This window comes from Cellulosimicrobium sp. E-16, from assembly GCF_049913115.1.
In the GTDB taxonomy this organism is placed as follows: domain Bacteria; phylum Actinomycetota; class Actinomycetes; order Actinomycetales; family Cellulomonadaceae; genus Cellulosimicrobium.
In genome coordinates this window covers 4,290,975-4,315,270 of sequence record NZ_CP183974.1, presented here as the reverse complement: position 1 = coordinate 4,315,270, position 24,296 = coordinate 4,290,975, and the positions used below count along the sequence as shown (strand labels likewise).

Sequence of the window (24,296 nt, the reverse complement as noted above, 5' to 3'; positions counted from 1 at the left end):
GCTCAGGGGCGAGGCGCGCCGGGGCGGGTGACGAGGTGGATCAGCACCGACGTCAGCACGATCACCCCGACGTAGACCGCCATCGCCAACGGGGACGTGACGGCGAGGAACGTCAGGGCGGCGTTGCCGACCAGGTGCAGCGCCACCGCCGCGGGCACCCCGCCGTGCAGGCGCTCGCTGACCAGCCAGTACGCGCTCGAGAGCGGGATCATCGCGAGCAGGAACAGCGCCGCCTCGACGCTCGCGAGGCCGAGCGTCGACTGCCACGTCCCGGTGAGCGCGAACAGCGGCAGGTGCCAGACCGCCCACACCGCGCCGAGCACGACCGACGTCGCGAGCGGCGAGCGCCGACGGCGCAGGCGCGGCTGCGCGTAGCCGCGCCAGCCGAACTCCTCCGACAGCGGCCCCGCGCACAGCGAGACGAGGGCGAACAGGACCGGCCCGCCCGCCGCGACGACGGCCGCCGCCCCGGCCGAGAGGTCGGCCGGAGCGCCGCCGAGGCCGGGGACGAGCAGCGCCGTCACGACCGCGGGCGCGGCGCCGATCCCGACCGCGGCCGGGAGCCACCGCCCGGCCGTGCCCCAGCGAGCGGCCCGCGGGCTCCGGCGGCCTCCCGCGCACAGCACGAGCGCGGCCAGCGTCGGGCCGAAGCCGCCAAGGGCGTAGAGCGCGAACACGACGGGGTCGGCGAGGTCGCCGCCGAGCAGCCAGGCCGCGCCCCACGGCGCCCAGGACAGCCCGAACGCGAGCGCCCAGAACGCGGCGAGCCCGCCGCGGAGGGGCTGCGCGGAGCCGTCCGGAGACAGGGAGGGAGAGGCGCGCCGGGACCGCGTCGAGACGGGAAGAGGACGTGCGCTGGTCGTCATGTCTCGATCTCACCGCTTCGTCCCGTTCCCGGAAGCCCGGGCCGCCCCCGGAAGAGGGTGGGGACAACCCCCCGCCCGGCTCACCCAGCACGACCTTGCCCGTCGTCGAGCACGACCTGGGAGGTCGTTCTGGGCGCAAGAGCGTCCTTCAGGTCGTGTTCGGCGGGAAGGGGGGTGGCAGGGTGGGGGCGTGACGACGACGCCCGACGTACCCCGACCGGCCAACTGGGCCGGCAATCTCACCTACTCCGCGGCGGAGGTCGTGCACCCCGCGACGCCCGACGAGCTCGCCGACGTCGTGCGGCGCTCACCGCGCGTCAAGGCGCTCGGGTCGCGGCACTCGTTCGGGGACGTCGCGGACACGGCCGGCACGCACGTCGTGCTCGACCGGTACGACGACGGCCGCCCGCCCGTCGTGGTCGACCCGGGCACGGGCGTCGCGTCGGTCGCGGCGGGGCTGCGGTACGGCGACGTGACGCGGCACGTGCAGGCCGCGGGCCGTGCGCTCGCGAACCTCGCGTCGCTCCCGCACATCTCGGTCGCGGGGTCCGTCGCGACGGCGACCCACGGCTCGGGCGACGAGGTCGGCTCGCTCGCGAGCGCCGTCGTCGGGCTGGAGCTGGTCACGGGCGACGGCGAGCGCCGGACGCTGCGGCGCGGGGACGCGGACTTCCCCGGCGCGGTGGTCGCCCTCGGGGCGCTGGGCGTGGTGACCCGGGTCGAGCTCGAGACCGTCCCGACGTTCGACGTGCGCCAGGACGTGCACGTCGCGCTGCCGTGGGACGCGGTGACCGCGCACTACGACGAGCTCACGGCGTCGGCGTACTCGGTGAGCCTCTTCACGGACTGGGGGCCGGACGGCGTGCAGCAGATCTGGCGCAAGTCGCGCCTCGCACCGGGGGAGCCCGGGGTGGAACGGGTCGAGCTCTTCGGGGCGACGCGCGCACCGTCGATGCTGCACCCCCTGCCCGGCATCGACCCCGTGCACTGCACGCCCCAGCTCGGCGAGCCCGGCCCGTGGAACGAGCGGCTGCCGCACTTCCGGCTCGACTTCACGCCGAGCAACGGAGCCGAGCTGCAGTCCGAGTACCTCGTGCCGCGCGCTCACGCGCGGGACGCGTTCGCCGCGATGCGCGACCTCGGTCCGCGCGTGACCCCGCTGCTCCAGGTGGGGGAGATCCGGACCGTCGCGGCCGACGCCGAGCCGCTGTGGCTCAGCCCGTTCGACGGCCCGGCCGTCGGCGTGCACCTCACGTGGAAGCCGTTGCCCGACGACGTCGCGCGCGTCCTGCCCGACGTCGAGGCCGCGCTCCTCCCGCTCGGCGCGCGCCCGCACTGGGGCAAGCTCTCGCACGCGCTCGTCCACGACCCGGGCTCCGTCGCGACGCTCTACCCGCGCTTCGACGACTTCGGCGAGCTCGTGCAGCGGCACGACCCCGACGGCCGCTTCCTCGGCGGCTACGTCGAGCGCCTGCTCGCGGGCTGACCGAGCACGACCCCGCCCGCCGTCGAGCACGACCTGAGGGGACGTAGAGCGACCCTCAGGTCGTGTTCGGCGGGGTGGTTCGTCACGGTTCGGCGTCGATGTCCCCGCCGGTTTGGTGAGTGGGACGGTACGGCCTCACACTCGTGCGCAGGTGCTGCGCACCGCCGGGTCCTCTGTTCCCCGTACGTTCCTCGGCCTCCGGGCCGGGTGCCGACGTAACACGACGGAGACGATCGGTGTCTACGCTGCCCCTGCCCGGCCCCCACCCCGATCGGAGAACACCGTGCGTACGACCCCGCGCAAGCTTCCCCTCACCGGCCTCGTGGCGCTCGCCGCGACGAGCGCCCTCCTGCTCACCGCGTGCACCGACGCGTCCCAGACCGGGACCGACGGCGGCACCGCAGGATCCGACGAGACGTCGGCCGCGCCGTCGTTCGACCCCTCGACGATCGAGGTCGACGACGCCGCCGCCGCCCTGCTGCCCGAGGACGTCGCGTCCGCCGGCACGCTCGTCGTCGGCTCCAACACGGAGTACGCGCCCGCCGAGTTCATCGACGCGGACGGCACGACCCCCATCGGCTTCGACATCGACGTCATCAAGGCGGTCGGCGCGACGCTCGGTCTCGAGGTCGAGGTCCAGTCGGCCGACTTCCCGGCGATCATCCCTGCGCTCGGCACCAAGTACGACGCCGGGATCTCCTCGTTCACGATCACCGAGGAGCGCATGCAGGAGGCCAACATGATCTCCTTCCTCAACGCGGGGTCCGCCTACGCGGTCGCGTCGGGCAACCCGGACGACGTCGACCCCGAGAGCCTGTGCGGGCTGACTGTCGCCGTCCAGACGGGCACGATCCAGGACGAGGACATCGCCGTGCAGAGCCAGGCGTGCACCGACGCGGGCGAGGAGAAGATCGACATCCTCCAGTACGAGTCGCAGTCCGACGCCACGACGAACGTCGCGGGCGGCAAGGCGCAGGTCCTCTACGCCGACTCCCCGGTCATCGGCTACGCGGTCGAGCAGACCGGCGGCCAGCTCGAGCAGCTCGGCGACGTGTTCGACAGCGCACCCCAGGGCGTCGTCGTCGCGAAGGACGACACCGAGCTCGCCGCGGCGATCCAGGCGGCGCTCCAGTCGCTCATGGACAGCGGCCAGCTCGTCGAGATCCTCGGCGCGTGGGGCAGCGGCGACGCCGCGCTCGACACCGCGGAGGTCAACCCGTCCGTCGGCTGACGCCTCCGCACCGCCCTCATCTCATCCCTCACCCCAGTCCCCGCCGTGTCGCGGGCGCCCACCCGGCGCCCGCGACCGGCACACTGGACGCCTGCACGGACGACGTCGTCCGCGCGGCCCGGCTCGTGCCCCGAGCCCCGACACCCCGAGGTGCACCATGACCGGTAGGACTCCCGGCGGCGACGCCGCCGGCGCACCGGGCGACGACCCGGTCCCCGACCGCATCCACGCCCGACCCGTCCCGCGGCCCGGCCGGTGGATCTCCGCCGTCGTGCTGCTGGTCCTCGCCGCGATGGCCGCCAACGCCCTGCTGACGAACGAGAAGTTCCGCTGGGACGTCGTCTGGCTCTACTTCCGCGACGTGACGGTCGTGCGCGGCGTGGGCTGGACGCTCGTGCTGACGTTCTGCTCGATGGCGATCGCGATCGTGCTCGCGGTGCTGCTCGCGATCATGCGGCGGTCGGACAACCCCGTCATGAAGTCGGTGAGCTGGGGCTACATCTGGTTCTTCCGCGGCACCCCGATCTACACCCAGCTCGTGTTCTGGGGCCTCGTCTCGGTGCTCTACCCGCGCCTGAGCCTCGGCATCCCGTTCGGCCCCGAGTTCTTCGAGTTCCGCACGGCAGACCTGTTCACGGCGTTCGTGTGCGCGCTCATCGGGCTCTCGCTCAACGAGGCCGCGTACCTCGCGGAGATCGTGCGCGCGGGCCTCGGCTCCGTCGACCCGGGCCAGACCGAGGCCGCCAAGGCGCTCGGCATGAAGGACGGCAAGATCCTCCGGCGCATCGTGCTGCCGCAGGCCATGCGCGTCATCGTGCCCCCGACGGGCAACGAGACGATCTCCCTGCTCAAGACGACGTCGCTCGTCCTCGCCGTGCCGTTCACGCTCGACCTGCAGTACTCGACGAACGCGATCGGCAACCGGCTCTTCCTGCCGATCCCGCTGCTCATGGTCGCCGCGATCTGGTACCTGCTCATCACGAGCGTCCTCATGGTCGGCCAGCACTACATCGAGCGGTACTACGGCCGCGGGTTCGGCACGCAGACGGCGGCCCGACGCCGCGGGCGCGGACCGGGCGGCCGGGGCGGCGGGCGCCGGAAGCCGAGCAAGCAGGACCTTATCGCCGCGTCCGGCACGACCAAGGACGACCCCTTCCTGGAGGTGACCCCGTGACCGGGACGCAGGACGCGCCGTCGCGCACGAGCGACACGACCACGCGCGCCCCGATGGTGCAGGTCGAGGGCCTGCACAAGATGTTCGGCGACCTGCACGTGCTCCGGGGCGTGGACCTCGAGGTCCCGCGCGGCTCGGTGTGCGTCGTCCTGGGGCCGTCCGGGTCCGGCAAGTCGACGCTCCTGCGCTGCGTCAACGAGCTCGAGGAGATCACCGGCGGACGCATCCGCGTCGACGGCGAGCTCATGGGCTACCGCGAGGTGACCAAGGACGGGCGGACGCGCCTGCACCGCCTGCACCCCAAGGTCGTCGCGCGCCAGCGCTCGCGCATCGGCATGGTGTTCCAGCGCTTCAACCTGTTCCCGCACATGACGGCGCTCGAGAACGTCGCCGAGGCCCCGGTGCAGGTGCGCGGACTGAGCAAGGCGCAGGCACGGGCCCGCGCTGCCGAGCTCCTGGAGCGCGTCGGCCTCGCGGACCGCGCGGACCACTACCCGGCGCAGCTCTCCGGCGGGCAGCAGCAGCGCGTGGCCATCGCGCGGGCGCTCGCCATGGAGCCCGAGCTCATGCTGTTCGACGAGCCGACGTCGGCGCTCGACCCTGAGCTCGTCGGCGAGGTGCTGGCCGTCATGCGCGACCTCGCGCGGTCCGGCATGACGATGATGGTCGTGACGCACGAGATCGGGTTCGCGCGCGAGGTCGCGGACACCGTCGTCTTCATGGACGAGGGCGTCATCGTCGAGCGGGGCACGCCCGACCAGGTGCTCGGCGACCCGCAGCACGAGCGCACGCGGTCGTTCCTCGCGCACGTCCTGTAGGCGGGGCGGGCCGCGAGATCGGCCTGTGCGTCCGAGATCGGCCCTCGGGAGGTCGACCCGGTGACGTGGGGGTCGATCGCGCGCGCCTCGGCTCAGCCCGCGCGACGGCGGCGCGGGAGCGCGGGGGCGTCGTGCCCCGGGGCGAGGCGGGGCGAGAGCCCGGTGGGGCGAGCGACCGTGACCATCTCCCCGCTGAGCGCCCGGCCCAGGTGCACGAGCGGCAGCATGTTCTCGTGCTCGACCACGAGCGCGTCGTAGATCGGGGTCTCGCTGTCCGGGGTGGGGGTGAGGGTGTGGGAGAGGGATCGCGTCGGCACGCCTCCCACCTTCGGTGAGGGACGTGCGTTCCGCGACCGGAAGCGGTGACGTGTCCGTGAGACGTTCGTGGAGACCGGGCGCGCACGCCTCGGACCGGCGCTGACGAGCCACCGGTGGCGCGACGTCGTCGGGCGCGGTTCACTGCATCCTGACGCGCACCGGCCGCCGCGTCCCGGTCGCACCCGGGAGGACCGCATGAGCCTCGCCCCGATCGTCCACGAGCTCCGGCTCGCGTGCCCCGTCGAGGTCGCCTTCGACACGTACGTCGACCGGATCGCGGAGTGGTGGCCCCCCGGGTACACCGACGACGCGGGGTCGTTCTCCGGGCTGGTCGTCGAGCCCGCCGTCGGCGGTCGCGTGGTCGCGTCCCACGGCGCCGACGAGCAGGTCTGGGGGCGCGTGACGCTCTGGGAGCGGGCGACCCACCTCGCGCACACGTTCACCCCGGGGCAGCCGCCCGGCCGGGCGTCGCTCGTCCGGGTCGACCTGCGGCCGAACACGACCGGGACCGCCGTGCGGTTCGAGCACGGCGGGTGGGCGCCCGGCAGCGAGCGCGTGCGGTCGCGCTTCACCGGGTGGCCACGCATCCTCAGCCGTTACGCGCGGCTCGCCGAGCACCCCGACCCGGAGAAGTGAGCCCCGGGCTCGCGGGGGACCACCGCGGTCTCACCAGCCCCAGTCGCCCCAGTCCCAGCTGCCGTCGTCGGCGTTCCCGTCGTTGCCGTTGCCGTTGCCGTTGTTCCCCGGACCGGGCTGGTTCTGCTGGTCGCGCTCGTCCTGCTGCTTCTGTCGGTCGTCGAGCTCCTGCGACCGCTTCGCGGCGTCCTCCTCGGCCTTCGTGATCGCCGCCTCGCGCTCGGTGAGCTGCGTCGTCGCCGCGTCGAGCTCGGCGCGCTGGGCCTCCAGGTCGGCCCGCTCCGACTCGAGCTGCTCGCGCTCCGCCGCGACCTCGCTCTGCACGCGCTGCGCCTCGGCCTTCTCGCGTTGCGCCTCCCCCTGCGCGGAGAGCGTCAGGCCGATGCCGACGAGCAGGCCGAGGGCGACGCCTGCGAGGCCGACGGCGGTCGGGACGAGCCACCGGCGGCCGCGGTCGGGGGCGGCGTCCTCGTCGTCGTCGGCGCCGGGGAGCGCCAGCGGACCGACGCCCCCGGAGGCACGCGCCGGGTTCGCCGTCGCGCGCGGCGGTGCCGCGGCAAGGCCGGCGGGCGTCGGGCCGACGGGGACCACGCCGGACCGCGCGGCTCCGGCCGAGGCCGTCGGGGCCGTGCCGGCGACCACCTGGCGCGCGGCCGGGTCGTCCAGCAGCGCGCCGAGCGCGGGGAGGATCATCGTCGATCCGGCGACGGGGTGGTGGTCGACGGCGCCCGTCGCGACCGGGGCGAGCGTCGCCACGTGCGTCGCGTCGACCCCCGGACCCGTGGGGGGTGCGCCGACCGCCGGGGCCGCGCCGACCGCCGGGGTCGCTCCGGACGAGCGCCCGCGCAGCGACCGGCGCGTCGGCGTCGCGGGTCCGGAGGGCAGGGGCTCGGTCGTGCGGAGGACCGGCGCGTCCGGGAGGGGCACGGGGACCGGGGACCCCGAGGTCGCGGCGTCCTCCCAGAACACCCAGCCCGGGGGCGGGGCCGGCCAGGACGGGTCCGGGTGCCAGTCGGTCGTGGGGGTGAAGCCCTCGGGGACGGGCCACCCCGGGGGCGGCACGAACCGCACGGCCATGGGGTCCTCCTTCGGTAGCGTCCGGCGCACGGTCGACGGGGACGCAGGGTCTCGACGGGGCTCCGGGTTCGACGGGAACAGTAGGGGAGTCGTGGCCACCGGCACGAATCGGCGCCGCGACGTGGGTGGCCGCTGGTAGAACGGACGCAGACCGGCGAGGCGGCCCAGCTCCCGCCCCGGCGGCGTTCGTCCCCCGACCCGGAGGTGTGCGTGTTCCTCGTCGACGAGCCGGCGCTGCGGACCGTCGCGGCCGATCCCGGCCGGACCGTCACGGGCGGCGCGCCCGCGCGCGAGCGCGTCCTCGTGCACTCGGCGAGCGACCTCGTCGTCGCCGCCGACTGCGAGTACCGGCTCCTGTGCCGGCTCGACGAGCAGCTCGGCCGTGCCCCGCGTCGCGCCGCCGGTGAGGACGCGATGCTCGCGCGCACGGCCGCGCTCGGCGCGCGGCACGAGCGCGAGGTCCTCGCGGGCTACGAGGCCGAGCACGGTGCGTTCGACCCGACGACGGGCCGCGGCGTCGTGCGCCTCGAGCCGCCGCGCGGGGTCTCCTGGGACACGCTCGTGGCGGCCCAGGCGAGCACGCTCGCCGCGCTCGAGGCCGGCGCCGACGTCGTGCACCAGGCGGCGTTCTTCGACGGCTCCTTCCACGGGCGCGCCGACTTCCTCGTCCGGACCGGCACCGACGACACGGTGGCGGCCCGCTACGCCGTCGTCGACACCAAGCTCGCGCGGCGCGCCAAGGTCCCCGCGCTCCTCCAGCTCGCCGCGTACGGCGACCAGCTCCAGGCCGCGGGCGTGCCCGTCGACCCCGACGTCTCGCTCGTGCTCGGCACGCGCGAGCGCACGTCGCACCGCCTCGCCGACCTCCTGCCCGTGTTCCGCGACCGCCGCGACCGGCTCGTCCGGCTCACGGCCGAGCACGTCGCGCGCGACGGCCGCGCCCCCTGGGACGACCCCGCCGTCCGGGCGTGCGGGCGCTGCGACGACTGCCGGGCGCAGATCGACGCGCACCGCGACGTGTTGCTCGTGGGCGGGGTGTACGAGTCGCAGCGCGCACGGCTGCACGCTGCGGGGATCCGCACGATCGACGAGCTCGCGGCCGCGACCGACGAGACACCCGTGCCCGACGGCATGAGCCGGTCGTCGTTCACGAAGGTCCGACGCCAGGCCGCGCTCCAGCTCGGCACCGGGCCGTCCGACGGCACGGTCGTGTGGGCCGACGCGACGGGACCCCACGAGCTCTCGTGGCGCATCGACGACCCGGCCCCCGTGCTCGCGCTGCCCGCGCCGAGCCCGGGTGACGTCTTCTTCGACTTCGAGGGCGACCCGCTGTGGACCGACGCGGGCGGCACGAGCTGGGGCCTCGACTACCTGTTCGGCTGGGTCGAGCGTCCCGACGCGCCCGAGGACCGCCCGCCCTTCCACGCGCTGTGGGCGCACGACCTCGCGGCGGAGCGCGACGCCCTCGTCGCGTTCGTCGACCACGTCAACGCGCGCCGCCGCACGTACCCGGACCTGCACGTCTACCACTACGCCGACTACGAGCGCGCGCACCTGCTCGCCATCGCCGCGCGGCACGGCGTGTACGAGGAGGAGGTCGACGACCTCCTGCGCGACGGCGTCCTGGTCGATCTCTACGCCGTCGTGCGCCAGGCGTTGCACGTCTCCGACAAGTCCCGGTCGATCAAGAAGCTCGAGCCGCTCTACATGGGCGACGAGCTGCGCACCGGCGACGTCACCACCGCTGCCGCGTCCGTGGTCGCGTACGCGGAGTACACCGCGCTGCGCGAGGCCGGCCGTGACGACGAGGCGGACGAGCTGCTCCGCGGGATCGCGGACTACAACCGGTACGACTGCGTGTCGACGCTGCGGCTGGCGGAGTGGTTGCGTCATGCCGTTCTCGCCGCCGAGGTGGTCGCCTCGGGTGCGGGGTCGGGGGAGGTGCGCGCCGTCTACCATCCGCGCCGCTCGTCCCTCGCGGAGCTCCCGCCAGACCCGACCACGACGGCGCGCACCTCCCCCGACCCCGCCATGTCCGTCACCTCCCCCGGGGGCGAGATCGCGCCCGACAGGCGGGGTGAGGATCTGGCGGACGTCGAGCCGCGGGAGCGGTCGTCCGCGGTGATGCTGGAGGAGGAGGTCCGGCAGGTCGTCGGGGAGGACCGGGCCCGGCGCGGTGCCGAGGAGCGGGCGCTCGCGCTGTACGGCGCGGCGGCGGGGTACTTCCGGCGCGAGGCGAAGCCGTTCTGGCACGAGCACTACTCGCGGCTCTCGCTCCCGGTGGACGAGTGGCTGGGGCGTCGCAACGCGTTCCTCGTCGAGCAGGCCGAGGTCGTCTCGGGCTGGGAGGTCGAGCCAGGGCGCCGGACGTGGTCGCGCCGCCTGGAGCTCGTGGGCCGGCTCCCCGAGGGCAGCGACCTGCGCGTGGGCGTGGCGCCGTACGTCCTCTACGACCCGCCGCTGCCGCCGTGCGTCAAGACGGCGGCGGACGGGGTGCGCGGCTGGCTCACGGGCGCGTCGGTCGTCGACGCACGGCGCCGCGCGACGCCGGCGGGCGAGCGGGACGTGCTCGTCGTGCGCGAGCAGCTCCCGACCGGTGCCGCGCCGTTCGACGCGACCCCCGTCGCGCTCACCCCGTCGCCGGGCCCGAGCGCGAAGCCGCTCGAGGCGGCGGCGGAGGCCGCCGCGCGGACCGCGCTCCGGACGTGGCAGACGACGGGCGCGCTGCCGCTCGACGCCGCGACCGACGTGCTCCTGCGGCGGCACCCACGGCTCGTGCCGGCGCCGGCCGCACGCTCGGGCGGCCTCCACGTGCCGGAGGGTGACGACGGCGCGCGTCTCCCGGAGGGCGCCGACGGAGCGGCCGGGCCCGGGCTCCCACCCGTCGCGGACGGCGACGTCGTCGCGGCGGTCACGGCCGCCGTCGGACGGCTCGACGACTCGTACCTCGCGGTCCAGGGCCCGCCCGGGACGGGCAAGACCTACGTCGGGTCGCGCGTCGTCGCGCGGCTCGTCGCGCAGGGCTGGCGGGTCGGCGTCGTCGCGCAGTCGCACGCCGTCGTCGAGAACATGCTGCGGGCGGTCGTGCTCGGGGCGGGCGTCCCGCGCGAGGTCGTGGCGAAGAAGGTCGCGGCGGACGGGCCGTCGGCGCGCGCCGTGTACGACGAGCTCGACGGCGCCCATCTCGCGGCGTTCGCGGCCGCGCCGGGCGGGCGGGTCGTCGGCGGGACCGCCTGGGACTTCGCGGCCGACCGGCTCCCGACCGGGACGCTCGACCTGCTCGTCGTCGACGAGGCTGGGCAGTTCTCCCTCGCGAGCACGGTCGCGGTGGCGCGCTCGGCGCGCCGGCTCCTCCTGCTCGGCGACCCGCAGCAGCTCCCCCAGGTGAGCCAGGGCCGGCACCCGGAGCCCGTCGACCGGTCCGCGCTCGGCTGGCTGGCCGACGGCCACGGCGTGCTGCCCCCGGGGCGCGGCTACTTCCTGCCGACGACCTGGCGCATGCACCCACGCCTCGCGCAGGCCGTCTCGACCCTCGCGTACGAGGACCGCCTCCACGCGCACCCGTGCACGGCGGAGCGCGAGCTCGACGGCGTCCCGCCCGGGGTCGAGCAGGTGCTCGTGGAGCACGCGGGGAACTCGGTGCGCTCGTCCGAGGAGGCAGCCGAGGTCGTCCGCCAGGTCGAGCGGGTCCTCGGGCGGACGTGGACGACGACGGCCGACGGGGTCGAGGAGCGGCGGCCGCTCGGGCAGGGGGACGTCCTGGTCGTCGCGGCGTACAACGCGCAGGTGTGGGCCGTGCGCGGCGCGCTCGAGGCGGCGGGATACCCGGACGTCCAGGTGGGCACGGTCGACCGGTTCCAGGGCAAGGAGGCGCCGGTCGTCGTCGTGACGCTCGCCGCCTCGTCGGGTCGCGAGGCGTCCCGCGGTCTCGGGTTCCTGCTCTCGCGGCACCGGGTCAACGTCGCGGTGTCGCGCGCGCAGTGGAGCGCGGTCGTCGTGCGCTCGTCCGCTCTCACCGACCTCCTGCCGCACTCCCCGCGGGGCGTCGAGGAGCTCGGCGCATTCCTCGGGCTGACGGGCTCCGCGCCCGTCGGCTGAGCGTCGTCCGGCCGGCCGAGCACGTTCCGTCCGGCCGAGCCAGAGGCCCGCGGGGTCGAGCGGGGCGCCGCCCGGCCGGGCAGGGGTCAGCCCGGCTGGGCGCGGTGGTACCGGCGGCGCGCCGGGTCAGAACTCCCCGAAGCCGCCGAAGTCGTCGAAACCTCCGCCGAAGTCGCCGCCGCCGAGGTCCCCACCGCCGTCGTAGCCGCCGCCCGAGGGGTCCTCGCCCGCCGCCTCGACCGCTCCGCCGTCGCCGGCCTCGGCGGCACCGGGATCCTCGGCGCCCTGCTCGGCCGCCGCGTCCTCCGCGACGGGCTGCGTGGGATCGGCGAACGCCGGCCCGAAGAGGGCGTTCGCGACCGCCGAGCCGATGACGACGCCCGCGATGGTGCCGAGCAGGCTCGAGCCGACCATGGCGCCGAACCCGGGTGCGCCCTGTCCGCGGCCGGCGAACGTGCGCTCGAGCGTGCCGGGCTGGCGCATCTCGGCGCGCGTCGCCATCCGGGCGAGGTCCTGCGGCGCGTCCGACGTCGCGCGCTCCGACGCCGGGACCTGCTCACCCAGCTCGGTGAGCACCTGCCGCCGCTGCTCGGGCGTCAGGCGGGCGAACGCCTCGGCGTGCGCCTGCTCGACCTGGTCCGGCGGCGCGGTGCGCAGCAGGTACCGGTAGCGGTCGACCGCGACCTGGTCGGGGGTGCGGGGCGCGGCCGTCGCGGCGCGCGCGTCCTGCGGGGCGCTCCCGTAGGCGGGCTGGCCGGGGTGCTGGGGCGGGTACTGCGTCGGGTGCTGCGTCTGCGAGCCGTAGGTGCCCGCCTGCGGGGCGCCGTGCGGGTCGCGCGGCTCGCGGCCGAGAAGCCGGTCCAGGAATCCCATGGGTCGTCCTCCGAGTGTGGGGCGCGGCGTCGTGCGCTCGCGCGAGGGTCGTGGCCGGTACGGCTCACTCCCGGACCAACGAGGAGTCTCGCCCCGCGGTTCCGTCCGACGCCGAGCCCGGGGTCGTTCCTCACCCCGCCCGCCGCGCGAGGAGCTACCCCGAGTTCGGCACGGCTCCGAGGCGCGACCGGCCCCGGACGCACGAACGCCCCCGACCGGAGGGTCGGGGGCGCTCGGTGAACGATCGGTCGGCGCGACCCGCGAGGGTCGTCACCGGGGAGATCGGATCAGATCGCGCGGATGTTCTCCGCCTGCGGGCCCTTGGGGCCCTGCGTCACGTCGAACTCGACGCGCTGGTTCTCCTCCAGCGTGCGGAAGCCCTGCGACTGGATCGCGGAGTAGTGCGCGAACACGTCGGCCGAGCCGTCCTCGGGGGCGATGAAGCCGTAGCCCTTCTCGCTGTTGAACCACTTCACGGTTCCGGTAGCCATTGTTACTCCTTCAAGAGTGTGGAAACACCCCCCGCGGGCGCAGGGGAGTACATCACGGTGTTCGTCGTCAACTCTTGGGTAACAAGGTCCGCCGGGCGCCCGCCGGGTGGCGGTCACATCGACGCGAGGACAAGCGAGGCACTGCAATCTCGGGGTCAACCGTACAGGGTATGCCCCTTCTTGGCCATGGCTTGCCCCGCGAGTGTCGTGACGACCTCACGACCGCCCGACGTCGCAGGTCACGGCCCGAGCGCGGTCAGCTCCACCGCCGGCACGACCCGCCGCCAGGCGGCCTCCCGCGCTCGGCGGCGAGCGGCTCTGCCCACTCGCGCAGGACCGGCTCCAGCAGGGCCGAGCCCCGCGCGGACCGGGAGGCGTACGCGTGCAGGAGCCGCGCGCCGTCGTCGGGCGGGAGCGTGCGGGCGGTGCTCCGCGCGAGCCGCCCGCCGGCGAGGAAGCCGAGGGCGGACGGTAAGAGGGTGATCGGGGGCACCGGCGGGCGTGCAGGAGACGGGACGTGAGGGTCGTCGCCCCACCGTAGGGCGACGGCGAAATCGGCACATCCGTACCGTCCACGGAACGAAACGAGACCCTCACGTTACGAGTCGGTAACAACTCCCTGCGTCCCACGAAATCCGATCCGCCTACGTTCGCGTCACCCAGGAACGCGGAGGCGCCACCTCCCGCGGATTCGTGGGTCCGGAGCCCTCCGAGATGCCGCGGAGGGCTCCGGGCGACACGTCCGCGGGCAGGTTTCGTCCCCGGGTGACCTGTGTCACTATTCAGCACGCTATTCAGTGTTGAATTCAGCGATCGACCGCGGGGAGAAGCGGCGTGGCCGCCCTCCGCGGGGATCAGGACCACGGAGGTTGGCATGCATCGCACAGCACGACGGGCGAGCGGGGGTGCTGCTCTGCTCCTCGCGGCCACTCTCGTCCTCACCGCCTGCGGTCCCCAGTCCCAGGGCGGCGGAGACGAGACGACCGGGACGTCGACCGAGACCGACGACGGCGGCGGCTCGGCCGAGCTGAGCATCGTCCCGTCGGTCCAGATCGACATCGACGGCGCCGAGGTCGAGGCGACCGAGGCCGGCAACCCGGTCGACCCGGCCGGCGACGGCAGCGCCGAGTGCGCCGAGGGCACGTCCATCGCGATGGCGGGCGCCCTCACGGGTCCGAACGCCGCGCTCGGCCTCAACATCCTGTACGGGGCGCAGGTCGCGGTGGACGCGTTCAACGCGGCGAACCCCGGGTGCCAGGTGACCATCAAGGAGTTCGACACCGAGGGCGACCCGCAGAAGGCCACCCAGGTCGCGCCGCAGATCGTCGGCGACGCGTCCGTGCTCGGTCTGCTCGGCCCGGCGTTCTCGGGCGAGACCGCCGCGACCGGCGACGTCTTCAACCAGGCCGGCCTGCTGTCGCTCACGGCGTCGGCCACGAACCCCGACCTGACGAAGAACGGCTGGACGAACTTCTTCCGCGGCCTCGCCAACGACGCCGTCCAGGGGCCGTCGGTCGCCAAGTACCTCGTCAACACGAAGGAGTTCGGCAGCGTCTGCGTCGTCTCCGACAACTCGGACTACGGCATCGGCCTCGCCCAGCAGATCACCGAGGGCCTGGGCGACGCCGCGAACGCGGACTGCGCCGCCGAGGTCAAGACGGGCGACAAGGACTTCTCCGCCGCCGTCCAGATCATCTCGGGCGCTGACGCCGACGCGGTCTTCTACGCCGGCTACTACGCCGAGGCGGCGCCGTTCGTGCAGGGTCTGCGCGACGGCGGCGTCGACATCCCGTTCGTCTCGGCGGACGGCACGAACGACCCGCAGTTCGTCTCGCAGGCGGGCGAGGCGTCCAAGGGCGCGATCCTCTCCTGCCCGTGCGGCCCCGCGCCGGAGGACTTCGCGGCGACGTACGAGGAGTCGGCCGGCCAGGCGCCGGGCGTGTACTCGGTCGAGGGCTACGACCTCGCGACGATCATGCTCACCGGCATCGCCTCGGGCGTGACCGACCGCGCGGGCCTGATCGACTACGTGGCGAACTACTCGGGTGAGGGCCTGGCCCGCACCTACGAGTGGGACGACACGGGCGAGCTCGCCTCGGCGCTCATCTGGATCTACGAGGTCCAGTAGTCCGACGACGACGGGCGCCCCGCCCCGACGTCCCCCCGCGCGGGGACCGGTCGGCGGGGCGCCCGTCGTGGACCACGACCTCGTACACCAGAGAAAGAATCAGGGAGCGTCATGCCCGCTCTTGCTGACGCGCTGATGCACAGCGCGACCGCCGGTCCCCTCGTCCACCAGTCCCTCATCGACTTCAACATCGCGGGCCTCGCCCGGAACTTCTGGGGCCTCACCATCGAGGGCCTCACCTACGGCGCGATCTACGCGCTCGTGGCCGTCGGCTACACGCTCGTCTACGGCGTGCTGCGGCTCATCAACTTCGCCCACTCCGAGGTCTTCATGCTCGGCATGTTCGGGCAGTACGCGACCCTCATGCTCCTGGGCTTCTACCCGAGCGGGAACGTGTACGACAAGGGCGTCGCCCTCACCGTCCTCTATCTCGGCATCGCGATGCTCGGCGGCATGCTCGTCGCGGGCGGCGCCGCCGTCGGGCTGGAACGCGTGGCCTACAGACCGCTGCGACGGCGCGGCGCACCAGCGCTCGTGTTCCTCATCACCGCGATCGGGATGTCGTTCATCATCCAGGAGTTCGTGCACTTCGTGCTGCCGAAGCTCACGGGTGGCACCCTGGGCGGCGTCAACGCGCAGCAGCCGATCCGGCTCGTGCAGCCCGAGGTGCAGTTCACGATCGGCGGCGCGCCGGTCACGAACATCACGCTCGTCATCATCCTGTCGGCGCTCGTCCTCGCCCTCGCGACGGACATGTTCATCAACCGGACCAAGTTCGGCCGCGGCATCCGCGCCGTCGCGCAGGACCCGGTGACCGCGACCCTCATGGGCGTCTCGCGCGAGCGCGTCATCATGCTGACGTTCCTCATCGGCGGCATCCTCGCCGGCGCGGCCGCGCTGCTGTACACGCTGCGCGTGCCGAACGGGATCATCTACTCCGGCGGCTTCATCCTCGGCATCAAGGCGTTCTGCGCCGCGGTGCTCGGGGGGATCGGCAACCTGCGCGGCGCGCTGCTCGGCGGCCTGCTGCTCGGTGTCATGGAGAACTACGGCCAGGTCGTGTTCGGGACGGAGTGGCGCGACGTCGTCGCGTTCGCGCTCCTGATCATCGTCCTCATGTTCCGCCCGACCGGCATCCTCGGCGAGTCTCTGGGGAGGGCGCGCGCATGAGCACCTCGACCCCTGCACCGCAGCCGGCCCCCGAGGGCCGCCCCACATCGATGCCTCCCGTGGGCCGGGTCGCGACGAAGGACCGCCCGCACGGCGGCGTCGGCGACCGGTTCAGGCTGTGGTGGGACGCCCAGGCGCGACCCACCCAGTGGCTGATCGGCGTGCCGTTCCTCATCTTCATCGCGCTCGTGCCGATCCTCAACATCCCGGTGCTCACCACGGTGGGGACCAACTTCGGCGGGGTGATGGCGCAGTTCGGCATGATCGCGCTCATCGCCATCGGCCTCAACGTCGTCGTCGGCCAGGCCGGCCTGCTCGACCTCGGGTACGTCGGCTTCTACGCCATCGGCGCGTACACGGTCGCGATCCTCACGAGCCCCGACAGCCCGTGGAACCAGACCGACGAGTGGCTGTCGCAGGACTGGGCATGGCTCGCGGCGCTGCCGATCGCGGTCGCGATCACGTCGCTGTCGGGCCTGATCCTCGGGTCGCCCACGCTGCGCCTGCGCGGCGACTACCTGGCCATCGTCACGCTCGGCTTCGGCGAGATCGTCCGTCTCCTCGCGGACAACCTCGACGAGCTCACGGGCGGCGGCCAGGGCCTGCGCGGCGTGGCCTACCCGCGCGTCGGGGTCACGGAGGAGCTGCCCAACGGCGTCTTCTCCGCGGGCAACGCGGCGGGCACGCTCAACTCGGGCGTCTGGTGGTACTGGCTCAGCCTCGTCTTCATCGTCATCTCGCTGCTCCTCGTGGGGAACCTGGAGCGCTCGCGCGTCGGGCGTGCCTGGGTCGCCATCCGCGAGGACGAGGACGCGGCGGAGATCATGGGCGTCCCGACCTTCCGCTTCAAGCTGTGGGCGTTCGTCATCGGCGCGTCGATCGGCGGCGTCGCGGGCGCGCTCTACGCGGGCCAGGTCCAGTTCGTCATCCCGACGAACTTCAACGTCATCAACTCCGTGCTCTTCCTCTGCGCGGTCGTGCTCGGCGGCCAGGGGAACAAGCTCGGGGTGATCCTCGGCGCGTTCATCATCGTGTACCTGCCGAACTTCTTCCTCGGCCGCACCGAGCTGTTCGGCATCCCGATCAACGGCAACGAGATCGCGAGCTACCGCTACCTGTTCTTCGGGATCGCGCTGGTCGTGCTCATGATCTTCCGTCCACAGGGCCTCATCCCCGTCCGGCAGAAGCTGCTCGCCTACGGGCGCGAGCTCTACGTGGCGGCGCGCCGCGCGGCGCAGGCCGCCACGCGGTCCGGGTCCGACGACGGTGCGCGGCCGGGCACCCCGGCCGTCGCCACGGCGTCGGGCACGACGGGCGCCGCGCGCCCGACGCCCGGCGGGACCCGCACGGGAGAGAGCACGACGGACGGGGAGGAGACCCGATGAGCACCCACGACCCCGGCGGCATCGGGGCGGGCGGCGAGCACGGCGACGAGCACCTCGCGTCGTCGGGCCGCGCCGACTCGTCGCGCGCCGACCTCTACATGCCGGGCGCCGTCCTGGAGGAGCCCGCGATCGTCGACGTCGCGGACGTGCGGCCCGAGCTCGCGAACCCCGAGCTCGTCGACGCGATGGTCGCGCCGGACCGCACGGTCCACGCGAAGGTCGGCGAGCCGCTGCTCCAGATGCAGAACGTCACCGTCCAGTTCGGCGGCCTCGTCGCGCTCGACGACGTGTCCTTCGACATCCGGCGCGGCGAGATCCTCGGCCTCATCGGGCCGAACGGCGCGGGCAAGACCACGGCGTTCAACGCGATGACGGGCGTCTACCGGCCGACCAAGGGACAGGTCGTGTTCGACGGCTCCCCGGTCGGCAAGCTCAAGCGCTACCGGATCACGCAGCGCGGCATCGCCCGCACGTTCCAGAACATCCGTCTGTTCAACGAGATGACGGCGCTCGAGAACGTCGTCGTCGGGTCGGACGCGCGCCACCGCACGTCTGTCCCGGGTGCACTGTTCCGCACCCCGCGCCACCGGCGCGAGGAGCGCGACGCCATCGACCGGGCGCTCGCGCTGCTCGAGTTCGTGGGCGTGGGCGGGCGGGCGACGGAGAAGGCGCGCAACCTCTCCTACGGCGACCAGCGCCGTCTGGAGATCGCGCGCGCCCTGGCCACGGAGCCCAAGCTCCTGTGCCTCGACGAGCCCGCGGCGGGCTTCAACCCGGCGGAGAAGGAGTCCCTCATGGACCTCATCCGCCACATCCGCGACGACGGCTACACGGTCCTGCTCATCGAGCACGACATGCGCCTCGTGCGCGGGGTGACCGACCGCATCGTCGTGCTCGAGTTCGGGCGCGTCATCGCGGACGGCACGCCCGACGAGGTCACGAGCGACCCCAAGGTCATCGCGGCCTACCTGGGCGTGCCCGACGAGGAGCTCGCCGCCGCCGACGACCGGAGCGCGACCCCCACGACCGAAGGAGGTGGTGACGATGCCTCTGCTTGAGCTCCAGGACATGACGGTCGCCTACGGGCGCATCGAGGCGGTGCGGGGCATCTCGATCACCGTCGAGGAGGGCGAGCTCGTCACCCTCATCGGGGCGAACGGCGCCGGGAAGACGACGACGATGCGCGCGATCTCGGGCATCCGTCCGGTGGCGCGCGGCAAGGTCCTCTTCGACGGCAAGGACATCACCAAGATGAAGGCCCACCTGCGCGTGCTGGAGGGCATCGTGCAGGCCCCCGAGGGGCGCGGGATCTTCCCTGGGATGACGGTCATCGAGAACCTCGAGATGGGCTCCTACGCGCGGACGTTCGCGTCCAAGGCCGAGCACGACGAGACGCTCGACCGCGTGTTCGAGCTCTTCCCGCGCCTCGCCGAGCGCAAGGAGCAGGTGGGCGGCACGATGTCCGGCGGCGAGCAGCAGATGCTCGCGATCGGGCGCGCGCTCATGGCGCGCCCACGGCTCCTGCTCCTCGACGAGCCGTCGATGGGCCTCGCGCCCATGGTCATCCAGCAGATCTTCCGCATCGTGTCGGAGATCAACGCGCAGGGGACGACGGTGCTGCTCGTCGAGCAGAACGCGCAGCAGGCGCTCTCGCGCTCGGACCGTGCCTACGTGCTGGAGACGGGCGAGGTCGTGCGCAGCGGCGGCGGCAAGGAGCTGCTGGCCGACTCGAGCATCAAGGAGGCGTACCTGGGCGTGGCCTGACCCCGGTCGAGCACGCCCCTGCGCGCCGTCGAGCACGACCTGGGTGCCGCTATCCGACGGATAGCGGCACCCAGGTCGTGTTCGGCGAGGGGCGCGCCGCCGCGAGGCGGGCCTCGCCCTCGCGCACGAGCTCGTCGGCGTCCGCCGCTCCGGCGACGGACCAGGTGAGCGACGTGCGGAACGACGGCCGCACCGGGCCGTCGGGTGCGCCGAGCTGGGCGAGGACCTCCTGGCGCAGGGCCTCGGCGCTCGCGGCGGCCTCGACGTCGCCCATCGCGGGCAGCGTCGCGAGCACGGCGAACCGGTCGCCGTCGACGCGGCCCGCCTCGCAGCCCCCGGGGAGCCACGACCGCAGCCGGTGGCCGACACCCGCGAGCAGGGCGTCCCCGGCGTCCTGCCCGTGGAGCGCGTTGACCCCGGACATGTCCTGGACGTCGAGCAGGAGCAGCGCGACGCGCGTACCGCCGCGCGCGACCAGCCGGCAGCGCCGGGTGAGCGAGTGCCACGTGCTGCGACGCGAGAGCAGTCCCGTGAGCGCGTCGTGCGTGGACCGCTCCGCGAGCGTCCCGACGAGCGAGCGCACGAGCTCCGCCGCGCCGACGCTCGCCCAGTGGCCGCCGCGGACGAGGACGTCGTCGTACCGGTGGTCGTCGGGCCGGGACATGGCGAGCGTCGCGACCTCGGTGACGGCCGCCGTCGGCGCGACGACGAGCGGCGACCAGTCGGTGACGCTCGCGACCGGCCGGCGTTCGAGGACCGCGCGGCCGTAGCCGAGCCGGCCGGTGAGCGCGGCGACGAGGCTCGCACGCACCACCACCCCCGTGCGCGCGGCCGGGGCATCCGGGCGCGGCACCTCGTCGTCGTGCACGACGACGCACCTGACGTCGGGGTTGCGGAACAGGACCTCGAGCTGGCCCACGGGCATGGAGGAGCCGACCGACAGCACCGGCCGCGCGAGGTCGGCGACGGTGCCGCTCGCTCGCGCGGGCGGTCGCATCGCCGTGTGCTGGGCCAGCTCGGTGAGTTCGTCGTGCACACGGGCAGTGTGGCGGCGTCGCGACCGTCGTCGCCGGGACGAGCCCCAGTGTTCGTCGAGTGTTCACGGCCGCGTCACGCGACCGTCGCCGGGCGTCACCGGGACGCCGCGGGCGGGGCTGCGCTGGGCCGCGCCGTGCGAGGGCGACGCGGTCCCGTCGCCTAGGCTGGACGCGTGCCGCTCCGCCGTCGTGACGCCCGGGACCGACTGACCTTCGAGCTGGTCGAGTCGGCGGACGCGGACGTGGACCTCGAGGACGACGGGCCCGTCTGGGGATCCGCGAGCGGCTCCGCCCCTGCGCCGCGCGGCGCCGCCGGCCCCACCTGGTCGGGGGCCGCCCGACCGGCCGACCTCGACGGGAGAGGGCGCGGCCGGGGCGTGCCGGGCACCGCCCCCGACGACGCGCTCGACACCGACGAGCCCGGCACCGACGAGCCCCCGGCGGACGGGGCCCGTCCCGACTCCCCGCGGGCGTCGCGCCCCGGGCGGCGGACGGCCGTGATCGGTGCGGTCGCCGCGGGGGTCGCCCTCGTGCTCGGCGGGATGCTCGCGGTCGACGCGTGGCACGGCCGGGCCGACATCGCCCGCCTGCGCGCCGCGCCGGGCGGGGTCGAGCCGCTGCCCGACGCCCCGCGGGAGCAGTGGACGGCCGACGTGGGTCTCACGGGCGGGCTCGCGCTGCTGCCCGGCAGCATGGTGACGGTGGTGGACGGGGAGGCGGTCGCGGTCTCGCTCGACAGCGGTGAGGAGCGCTGGCGGGTCGGTGTCGGGAAGGACGCGACGTGCGGGAGCGGGATCCTCTGGGCTCTGCCCTCGGGGGAGCCCGACGACACGCTCGTGTGCGTCGCCCCTGTCCCGGAGGCCCCGGGAGGGATCGTCCGGGACCGGTCGCCGGAGATCGACCCCATGACCGGGCGCATCGTGGCCGCGTCCTGGACGATCACGGTGGTCGACGACGACGGCGAGGTGCTGGGCCAGCGTGAGGCGAGCACGGAGGGCGCGCTCCTGACCCCGGGCCCGGGCGGGACGGTCGTCCGCGCCGAGCGGGTGGGCGAGCTCCCGGCCGACCAGGGCGCGGTGCTCGAGACGGACGACGCCACGGGGATGCCGCGCGAGATCCCGGACGGACGTCCCGCCGTCGTCCAGGTCGAGGACGCGCTCACGGGTGACGTGCGCTGGGAGGCAGAGCTCCCCTTCGTCGCGGGGGCGGGCCAGTGCATCACGTGGAGCGAGGCCGACGGCGAGCAGACGATCCGCGCAGACCTGGAGAACCTGTGGACGGCGGTCGAGACGCGCCTGCTGCGTGTCGAGGGCTGCGGCGTCACGGCGTGGTTCACCCTCGACGGCACGCGCCTGGACGAGGTCGAGAACCCCGTCGACGGGGTCGTCGCGCTCTCCGACGGCACCTACTCCCGTGACCCGATCGGCTACGACTACGGCTGGGGACCCTCGAGCGGGACGGAGCCGACGTCGGCGCCTGCGATCCTCGGGGCCGACGGGGCGGTGCGCTGGGAGCCGCCGGGCAGCGTCCTCGCGCCGTCGGCGACCGACGGGCGCCCGGTGCCCACTCTCGTGCGGGACGGCCTTGACCTCGTCGCGTTCGACGTCGAGGGCACCGAGCTGTGGCGCACGTCCGAGCAGAGCACCTCCGGCGCGGTGCTCGTCGCCGCGGGCGGGACGCTCGTCGTCAGCAACGGGTACGGGGACGGCGCTCTGGCAGGCCTCGACCTCACGACGGGCGGCGAACGCTGGTCGCTCGACCGCGAGGAGCTGACCGCAGGGCTCGAGGTCGGGACGGGATGGTCGGCCGACGTGGCCTACACGGACGGGTCCCGGGCGATCCTCTCCGTCTCCGACTGGGACGCGGGGACGACGTCCCTGCTCGCGCTCGACCTCGCCGACGGCGGCGTCGCATGGACGGCGGAGACCGCCGGTCCGGACGGCGGCTCCTGGGTCGCGCCGCTCCAGGGTCGGCTGCTGAGGATGAGCGACACCGGGATCACCCGGCTCGGTTGACGGCCGTCCTACGCTGGGGGCGTGCCGCTCCGACGACGAGACGGCGGTGACGACCGCCGCACGTTCGAGCTCGTCGAGTCGGCCGGGGTCGACGTGGACCCCGACCTCCTCGACGCGCCGCACCCCGTGCTGCTCGGCGCGCTCCCGCGCGACGCCCCGCCCGGTCTCGGGCCGCACGACCCGACGGGTCTCGGGGGCGACGGCCTGGACGACGTCGGCGCCGGAGGCTCCCTACCGCGTGCGCCCGGGGACCGTCGGCGACGGCGGTGGGTCGCCGCGGCCGTGGTGACGGGTGTCGTCGCCGTGCTCGTGGGCGGGATGCTCGTCGTCGACGCGGTGACGAGCCGTGACGCGCAGGAGCGGCTCGAGGTCGCACGCGGGGCGGTGCGCCCCCTCGACGTCGCCCCGACCGAGCGATGGACGGCGCCGGCCGCGGCGGACCGCGGCGTGGGGTTCCTGCCGGGCCTGCTCGTGACGGTCGAGGGCGACGAGGCGGTCGCGCTCGACCTGGACACCGGTGCCGAGGCGTGGCGCGCCGCGCTCGGCGGCGACGAGGCCGTGTGCGGGTCGTGGAGCCCGTGGGAGCTGTCGAGCGCACCGTCGCGCACGATCGTGTGCGTCGCGGGCACGGGCGTCTCGCCGTTCTGGTACGACCCGGCGGCGCGGCCGGCTCCCGGCGCGGGGACCGCGACGGCGATCGTGCTCGACGCCGCGGGGCAGGTCGTGGGGGAGCGCGAGGTCGAGATCGACGGCGCGGTGCTCGTGCCAGGTCCCGACGGCAGCCTGGTCCGGGCCGAGCGCGTCGGGGAGCCGGGGCCGCCGAGCGGCCCGCCCGTGTCGGTCGACCCGGGCGCCGGCGAGACGGTCGACGGCATCGCGGGGCGCGACGTGGTCGTCACGGTCGAGGACGCCCTGACCGGCGACGTGCGCTGGCGCAGCGAGCTCCCGTTCCAGGACGTGCCGTGGTCGTGCACCACGTGGGATCCCGAGACGGGTGGCGAGGAGATCGATCCGGACCGGCTCACGCTCGTCGCGACGGAGACGCTGGTCGACGTCGGCGGCTGCGGCGTCGCGGCGTCGTTCCTCCCGGACGGCGAGCGCCTCGACGACCCCGACCTGCCCACCGACGGCGCCGTGCCGCTCGCGGGCGGACGGTTCCTCGTGGACGCGGACCGGCAGGGCTCGACCGGGGCGCTGCGCGCCGACCGCGTGCTCGACGCCGAGGGCGTGCCCGTCCTCGACGTCCCGGGCGAGGTGCTCGACCCGCGGGCGACCGACGACCCGGCGCCCGGTGTGCTCCTCGTGCGTGACGGCATCGACCTGCGCGCGTACGACGACGAGGGCGCGCGCCTGTGGACGTACGACGGCGCCCGTGTGCCCGAGTCCGTCTACGTGCTCGCGGAGGGGACGGCCGTCGTCGGGACGGCGAACACGGTCCTCGGGCTCGACGCCCTGTCGGGGGAGCAGACGTGGTCGCGCTTCCTCGACGACCTCGGGGGCGACGAGGGACGGTCCGCCATGGTGACGCAGGCCTTCACGGACGGGCGGTGCGCGATCCTCGTGCTGGTCGACCCGGCTACGGGCACGCACCCGCGCGTGGTCGCGCTCGAGCTCTCGTCGGGGTCGGTCGTCTGGGAGGACGACCTCGAGGGCGACTGGGCGTCGTTCGTGCCCGCGCAAGGGCGGCTCCTGCGCTGGGACGGGGAGTCGGTCACCCTGCTGGGCTGAG

The 24,296-nt window shown here is 74.4% G+C and carries 19 protein-coding genes; 13 read left to right on the top strand and 6 right to left on the bottom strand.

Annotated features, from left to right (window positions below; all coding sequences use genetic code 11):
* Positions 1-2: 2 nt before the first annotated feature.
* Complete coding sequence (locus tag ACN9MS_RS18935) at positions 3-866, bottom strand: CPBP family intramembrane glutamic endopeptidase (RefSeq protein WP_426309933.1); 864 nt, start codon at positions 864-866, stop codon at positions 3-5.
* Positions 867-1,056: 190 nt separating this feature from the next.
* Between ACN9MS_RS18935 and ACN9MS_RS18930 the strand changes: the two genes are divergently transcribed.
* The 4 genes from ACN9MS_RS18930 to ACN9MS_RS18915 all read left to right on the top strand — a co-directional run bounded on the left by ACN9MS_RS18930 (position 1,057) and on the right by ACN9MS_RS18915 (position 5,575).
* Entirely contained in the window at positions 1,057-2,352 is a 1,296-nt protein-coding gene (locus ACN9MS_RS18930) for an FAD-binding protein (protein WP_426309932.1), read from the top strand.
* Positions 2,353-2,635: 283 nt separating this feature from the next.
* On the top strand, positions 2,636-3,583 hold the full coding sequence (locus ACN9MS_RS18925; protein ID WP_426309931.1) for an ABC transporter substrate-binding protein: 948 nt from the start codon (positions 2,636-2,638) through the stop codon (positions 3,581-3,583).
* A gap of 157 nt (positions 3,584-3,740) precedes the next feature.
* Positions 3,741-4,757: an amino acid ABC transporter permease gene (locus ACN9MS_RS18920; RefSeq protein ID WP_378229782.1), complete on the top strand. Its 1,017-nt coding sequence runs from the start codon at positions 3,741-3,743 to the stop codon at positions 4,755-4,757.
* 53 nt (positions 4,758-4,810) lie between these two features.
* Entirely contained in the window at positions 4,811-5,575 is a 765-nt protein-coding gene (locus tag ACN9MS_RS18915; RefSeq protein WP_426311935.1) for an amino acid ABC transporter ATP-binding protein, read from the top strand.
* A 92-nt stretch (positions 5,576-5,667) separates the two neighbouring features.
* On the opposite strand, the gene ACN9MS_RS18910 is transcribed toward ACN9MS_RS18915, so the two are convergent.
* Positions 5,668-5,892, bottom strand: a complete 225-nt coding sequence (locus ACN9MS_RS18910) for a hypothetical protein (RefSeq protein ID WP_389273758.1) — start codon at positions 5,890-5,892, stop codon at positions 5,668-5,670.
* 196 nt (positions 5,893-6,088) lie between these two features.
* On the opposite strand from ACN9MS_RS18910, the gene ACN9MS_RS18905 reads away from it, so the two are divergent.
* Complete coding sequence (locus ACN9MS_RS18905; protein ID WP_426309930.1) at positions 6,089-6,529, top strand: SRPBCC domain-containing protein; 441 nt, start codon at positions 6,089-6,091, stop codon at positions 6,527-6,529.
* A 30-nt stretch (positions 6,530-6,559) separates the two neighbouring features.
* Here the strand turns inward: ACN9MS_RS18905 and ACN9MS_RS18900 are convergent, their stop codons facing one another.
* The gene (locus ACN9MS_RS18900) at positions 6,560-7,606 is read right to left on the bottom strand and encodes a hypothetical protein (RefSeq protein ID WP_426309929.1); all 1,047 of its coding nucleotides are present in this window, start codon (positions 7,604-7,606) and stop codon (positions 6,560-6,562) included.
* A gap of 210 nt (positions 7,607-7,816) precedes the next feature.
* On the opposite strand from ACN9MS_RS18900, the gene ACN9MS_RS18895 reads away from it, so the two are divergent.
* A complete protein-coding gene (locus tag ACN9MS_RS18895; protein WP_426309928.1) occupies positions 7,817-11,704 on the top strand; it encodes a TM0106 family RecB-like putative nuclease in 3,888 nt (1,295 codons plus the stop codon).
* Between the two features lie 126 nt (positions 11,705-11,830).
* On the opposite strand, the gene ACN9MS_RS18890 is transcribed toward ACN9MS_RS18895, so the two are convergent.
* The gene (locus ACN9MS_RS18890) at positions 11,831-12,577 is read right to left on the bottom strand and encodes a hypothetical protein (protein WP_426309927.1); all 747 of its coding nucleotides are present in this window, start codon (positions 12,575-12,577) and stop codon (positions 11,831-11,833) included.
* Between the two features lie 287 nt (positions 12,578-12,864).
* Positions 12,865-13,068, bottom strand: a complete 204-nt coding sequence (cspE, locus tag ACN9MS_RS18885; protein ID WP_047231069.1) for a transcription antiterminator/RNA stability regulator CspE — start codon at positions 13,066-13,068, stop codon at positions 12,865-12,867.
* 874 nt (positions 13,069-13,942) lie between these two features.
* Here cspE and ACN9MS_RS18880 point away from each other — a divergent pair.
* The 5 genes from ACN9MS_RS18880 to ACN9MS_RS18860 all read left to right on the top strand — a co-directional run bounded on the left by ACN9MS_RS18880 (position 13,943) and on the right by ACN9MS_RS18860 (position 19,515).
* A complete protein-coding gene (locus tag ACN9MS_RS18880; RefSeq protein ID WP_426309926.1) occupies positions 13,943-15,196 on the top strand; it encodes a branched-chain amino acid ABC transporter substrate-binding protein in 1,254 nt (417 codons plus the stop codon).
* Positions 15,197-15,307: 111 nt separating this feature from the next.
* Positions 15,308-16,366 carry a branched-chain amino acid ABC transporter permease gene (locus ACN9MS_RS18875; RefSeq protein ID WP_426309925.1) on the top strand — a complete coding sequence of 353 codons (1,059 nt, stop codon included), beginning with the start codon at positions 15,308-15,310 and terminating at the stop codon, positions 16,364-16,366.
* On the top strand, positions 16,363-17,751 hold the full coding sequence (locus tag ACN9MS_RS18870; protein WP_426309924.1) for a branched-chain amino acid ABC transporter permease: 1,389 nt from the start codon (positions 16,363-16,365) through the stop codon (positions 17,749-17,751). Before ACN9MS_RS18875 ends, ACN9MS_RS18870 begins: the two co-directional genes overlap by 4 nt.
* Positions 17,748-18,809 carry an ABC transporter ATP-binding protein gene (locus tag ACN9MS_RS18865; protein WP_378229761.1) on the top strand — a complete coding sequence of 354 codons (1,062 nt, stop codon included), beginning with the start codon at positions 17,748-17,750 and terminating at the stop codon, positions 18,807-18,809. Before ACN9MS_RS18870 ends, ACN9MS_RS18865 begins: the two co-directional genes overlap by 4 nt.
* Positions 18,796-19,515, top strand: coding sequence for an ABC transporter ATP-binding protein (locus ACN9MS_RS18860; protein ID WP_426309923.1), 720 nt, complete (start codon positions 18,796-18,798; stop codon positions 19,513-19,515). Before ACN9MS_RS18865 ends, ACN9MS_RS18860 begins: the two co-directional genes overlap by 14 nt.
* Before the next feature lie 49 nt (positions 19,516-19,564).
* Here the strand turns inward: ACN9MS_RS18860 and ACN9MS_RS18855 are convergent, their stop codons facing one another.
* On the bottom strand, positions 19,565-20,551 hold the full coding sequence (locus ACN9MS_RS18855; RefSeq protein ID WP_426309922.1) for a diguanylate cyclase domain-containing protein: 987 nt from the start codon (positions 20,549-20,551) through the stop codon (positions 19,565-19,567).
* 174 nt (positions 20,552-20,725) lie between these two features.
* Between ACN9MS_RS18855 and ACN9MS_RS18850 the strand changes: the two genes are divergently transcribed.
* Together ACN9MS_RS18850 and ACN9MS_RS18845 are read left to right on the top strand one after the other, a co-directional pair.
* A complete protein-coding gene (locus tag ACN9MS_RS18850; protein WP_426309921.1) occupies positions 20,726-22,567 on the top strand; it encodes a PQQ-binding-like beta-propeller repeat protein in 1,842 nt (613 codons plus the stop codon).
* 21 nt (positions 22,568-22,588) lie between these two features.
* Positions 22,589-24,295 (top strand): PQQ-binding-like beta-propeller repeat protein, encoded by a 1,707-nt coding sequence (locus ACN9MS_RS18845; protein ID WP_426309920.1) that lies wholly within the window; start codon positions 22,589-22,591, stop codon positions 24,293-24,295.
* Position 24,296: the final 1 nt, after the last annotated feature.

Bases quoted from the DNA above. Each gene is read 5' to 3' on its own strand.
- ACN9MS_RS18865 (WP_378229761.1), top strand. From the start codon at position 17,748: ATGAGCACCCACGACCCCGGCGGCATCGGGGCGGGCGGCGAGCACGGC.
- ACN9MS_RS18915 (WP_426311935.1), top strand. From the start codon at position 4,811: ATGGTGCAGGTCGAGGGCCTGCACAAGATGTTCGGCGACCTGCACGTG.
- ACN9MS_RS18880 (WP_426309926.1), top strand. From the start codon at position 13,943: ATGCATCGCACAGCACGACGGGCGAGCGGGGGTGCTGCTCTGCTCCTC.
- ACN9MS_RS18860 (WP_426309923.1), top strand. From the start codon at position 18,796: ATGCCTCTGCTTGAGCTCCAGGACATGACGGTCGCCTACGGGCGCATC.
- ACN9MS_RS18890 (WP_426309927.1), bottom strand. From the start codon at position 12,577: ATGGGATTCCTGGACCGGCTTCTCGGCCGCGAGCCGCGCGACCCGCAC.
- ACN9MS_RS18935 (WP_426309933.1), bottom strand. From the start codon at position 866: ATGACGACCAGCGCACGTCCTCTTCCCGTCTCGACGCGGTCCCGGCGC.
- ACN9MS_RS18920 (WP_378229782.1), top strand. From the start codon at position 3,741: ATGACCGGTAGGACTCCCGGCGGCGACGCCGCCGGCGCACCGGGCGAC.
- ACN9MS_RS18905 (WP_426309930.1), top strand. From the start codon at position 6,089: ATGAGCCTCGCCCCGATCGTCCACGAGCTCCGGCTCGCGTGCCCCGTC.
- ACN9MS_RS18875 (WP_426309925.1), top strand. From the start codon at position 15,308: ATGCCCGCTCTTGCTGACGCGCTGATGCACAGCGCGACCGCCGGTCCC.
- ACN9MS_RS18900 (WP_426309929.1), bottom strand. From the start codon at position 7,606: ATGGCCGTGCGGTTCGTGCCGCCCCCGGGGTGGCCCGTCCCCGAGGGC.
- ACN9MS_RS18870 (WP_426309924.1), top strand. From the start codon at position 16,363: ATGAGCACCTCGACCCCTGCACCGCAGCCGGCCCCCGAGGGCCGCCCC.
- cspE (WP_047231069.1), bottom strand. From the start codon at position 13,068: ATGGCTACCGGAACCGTGAAGTGGTTCAACAGCGAGAAGGGCTACGGC.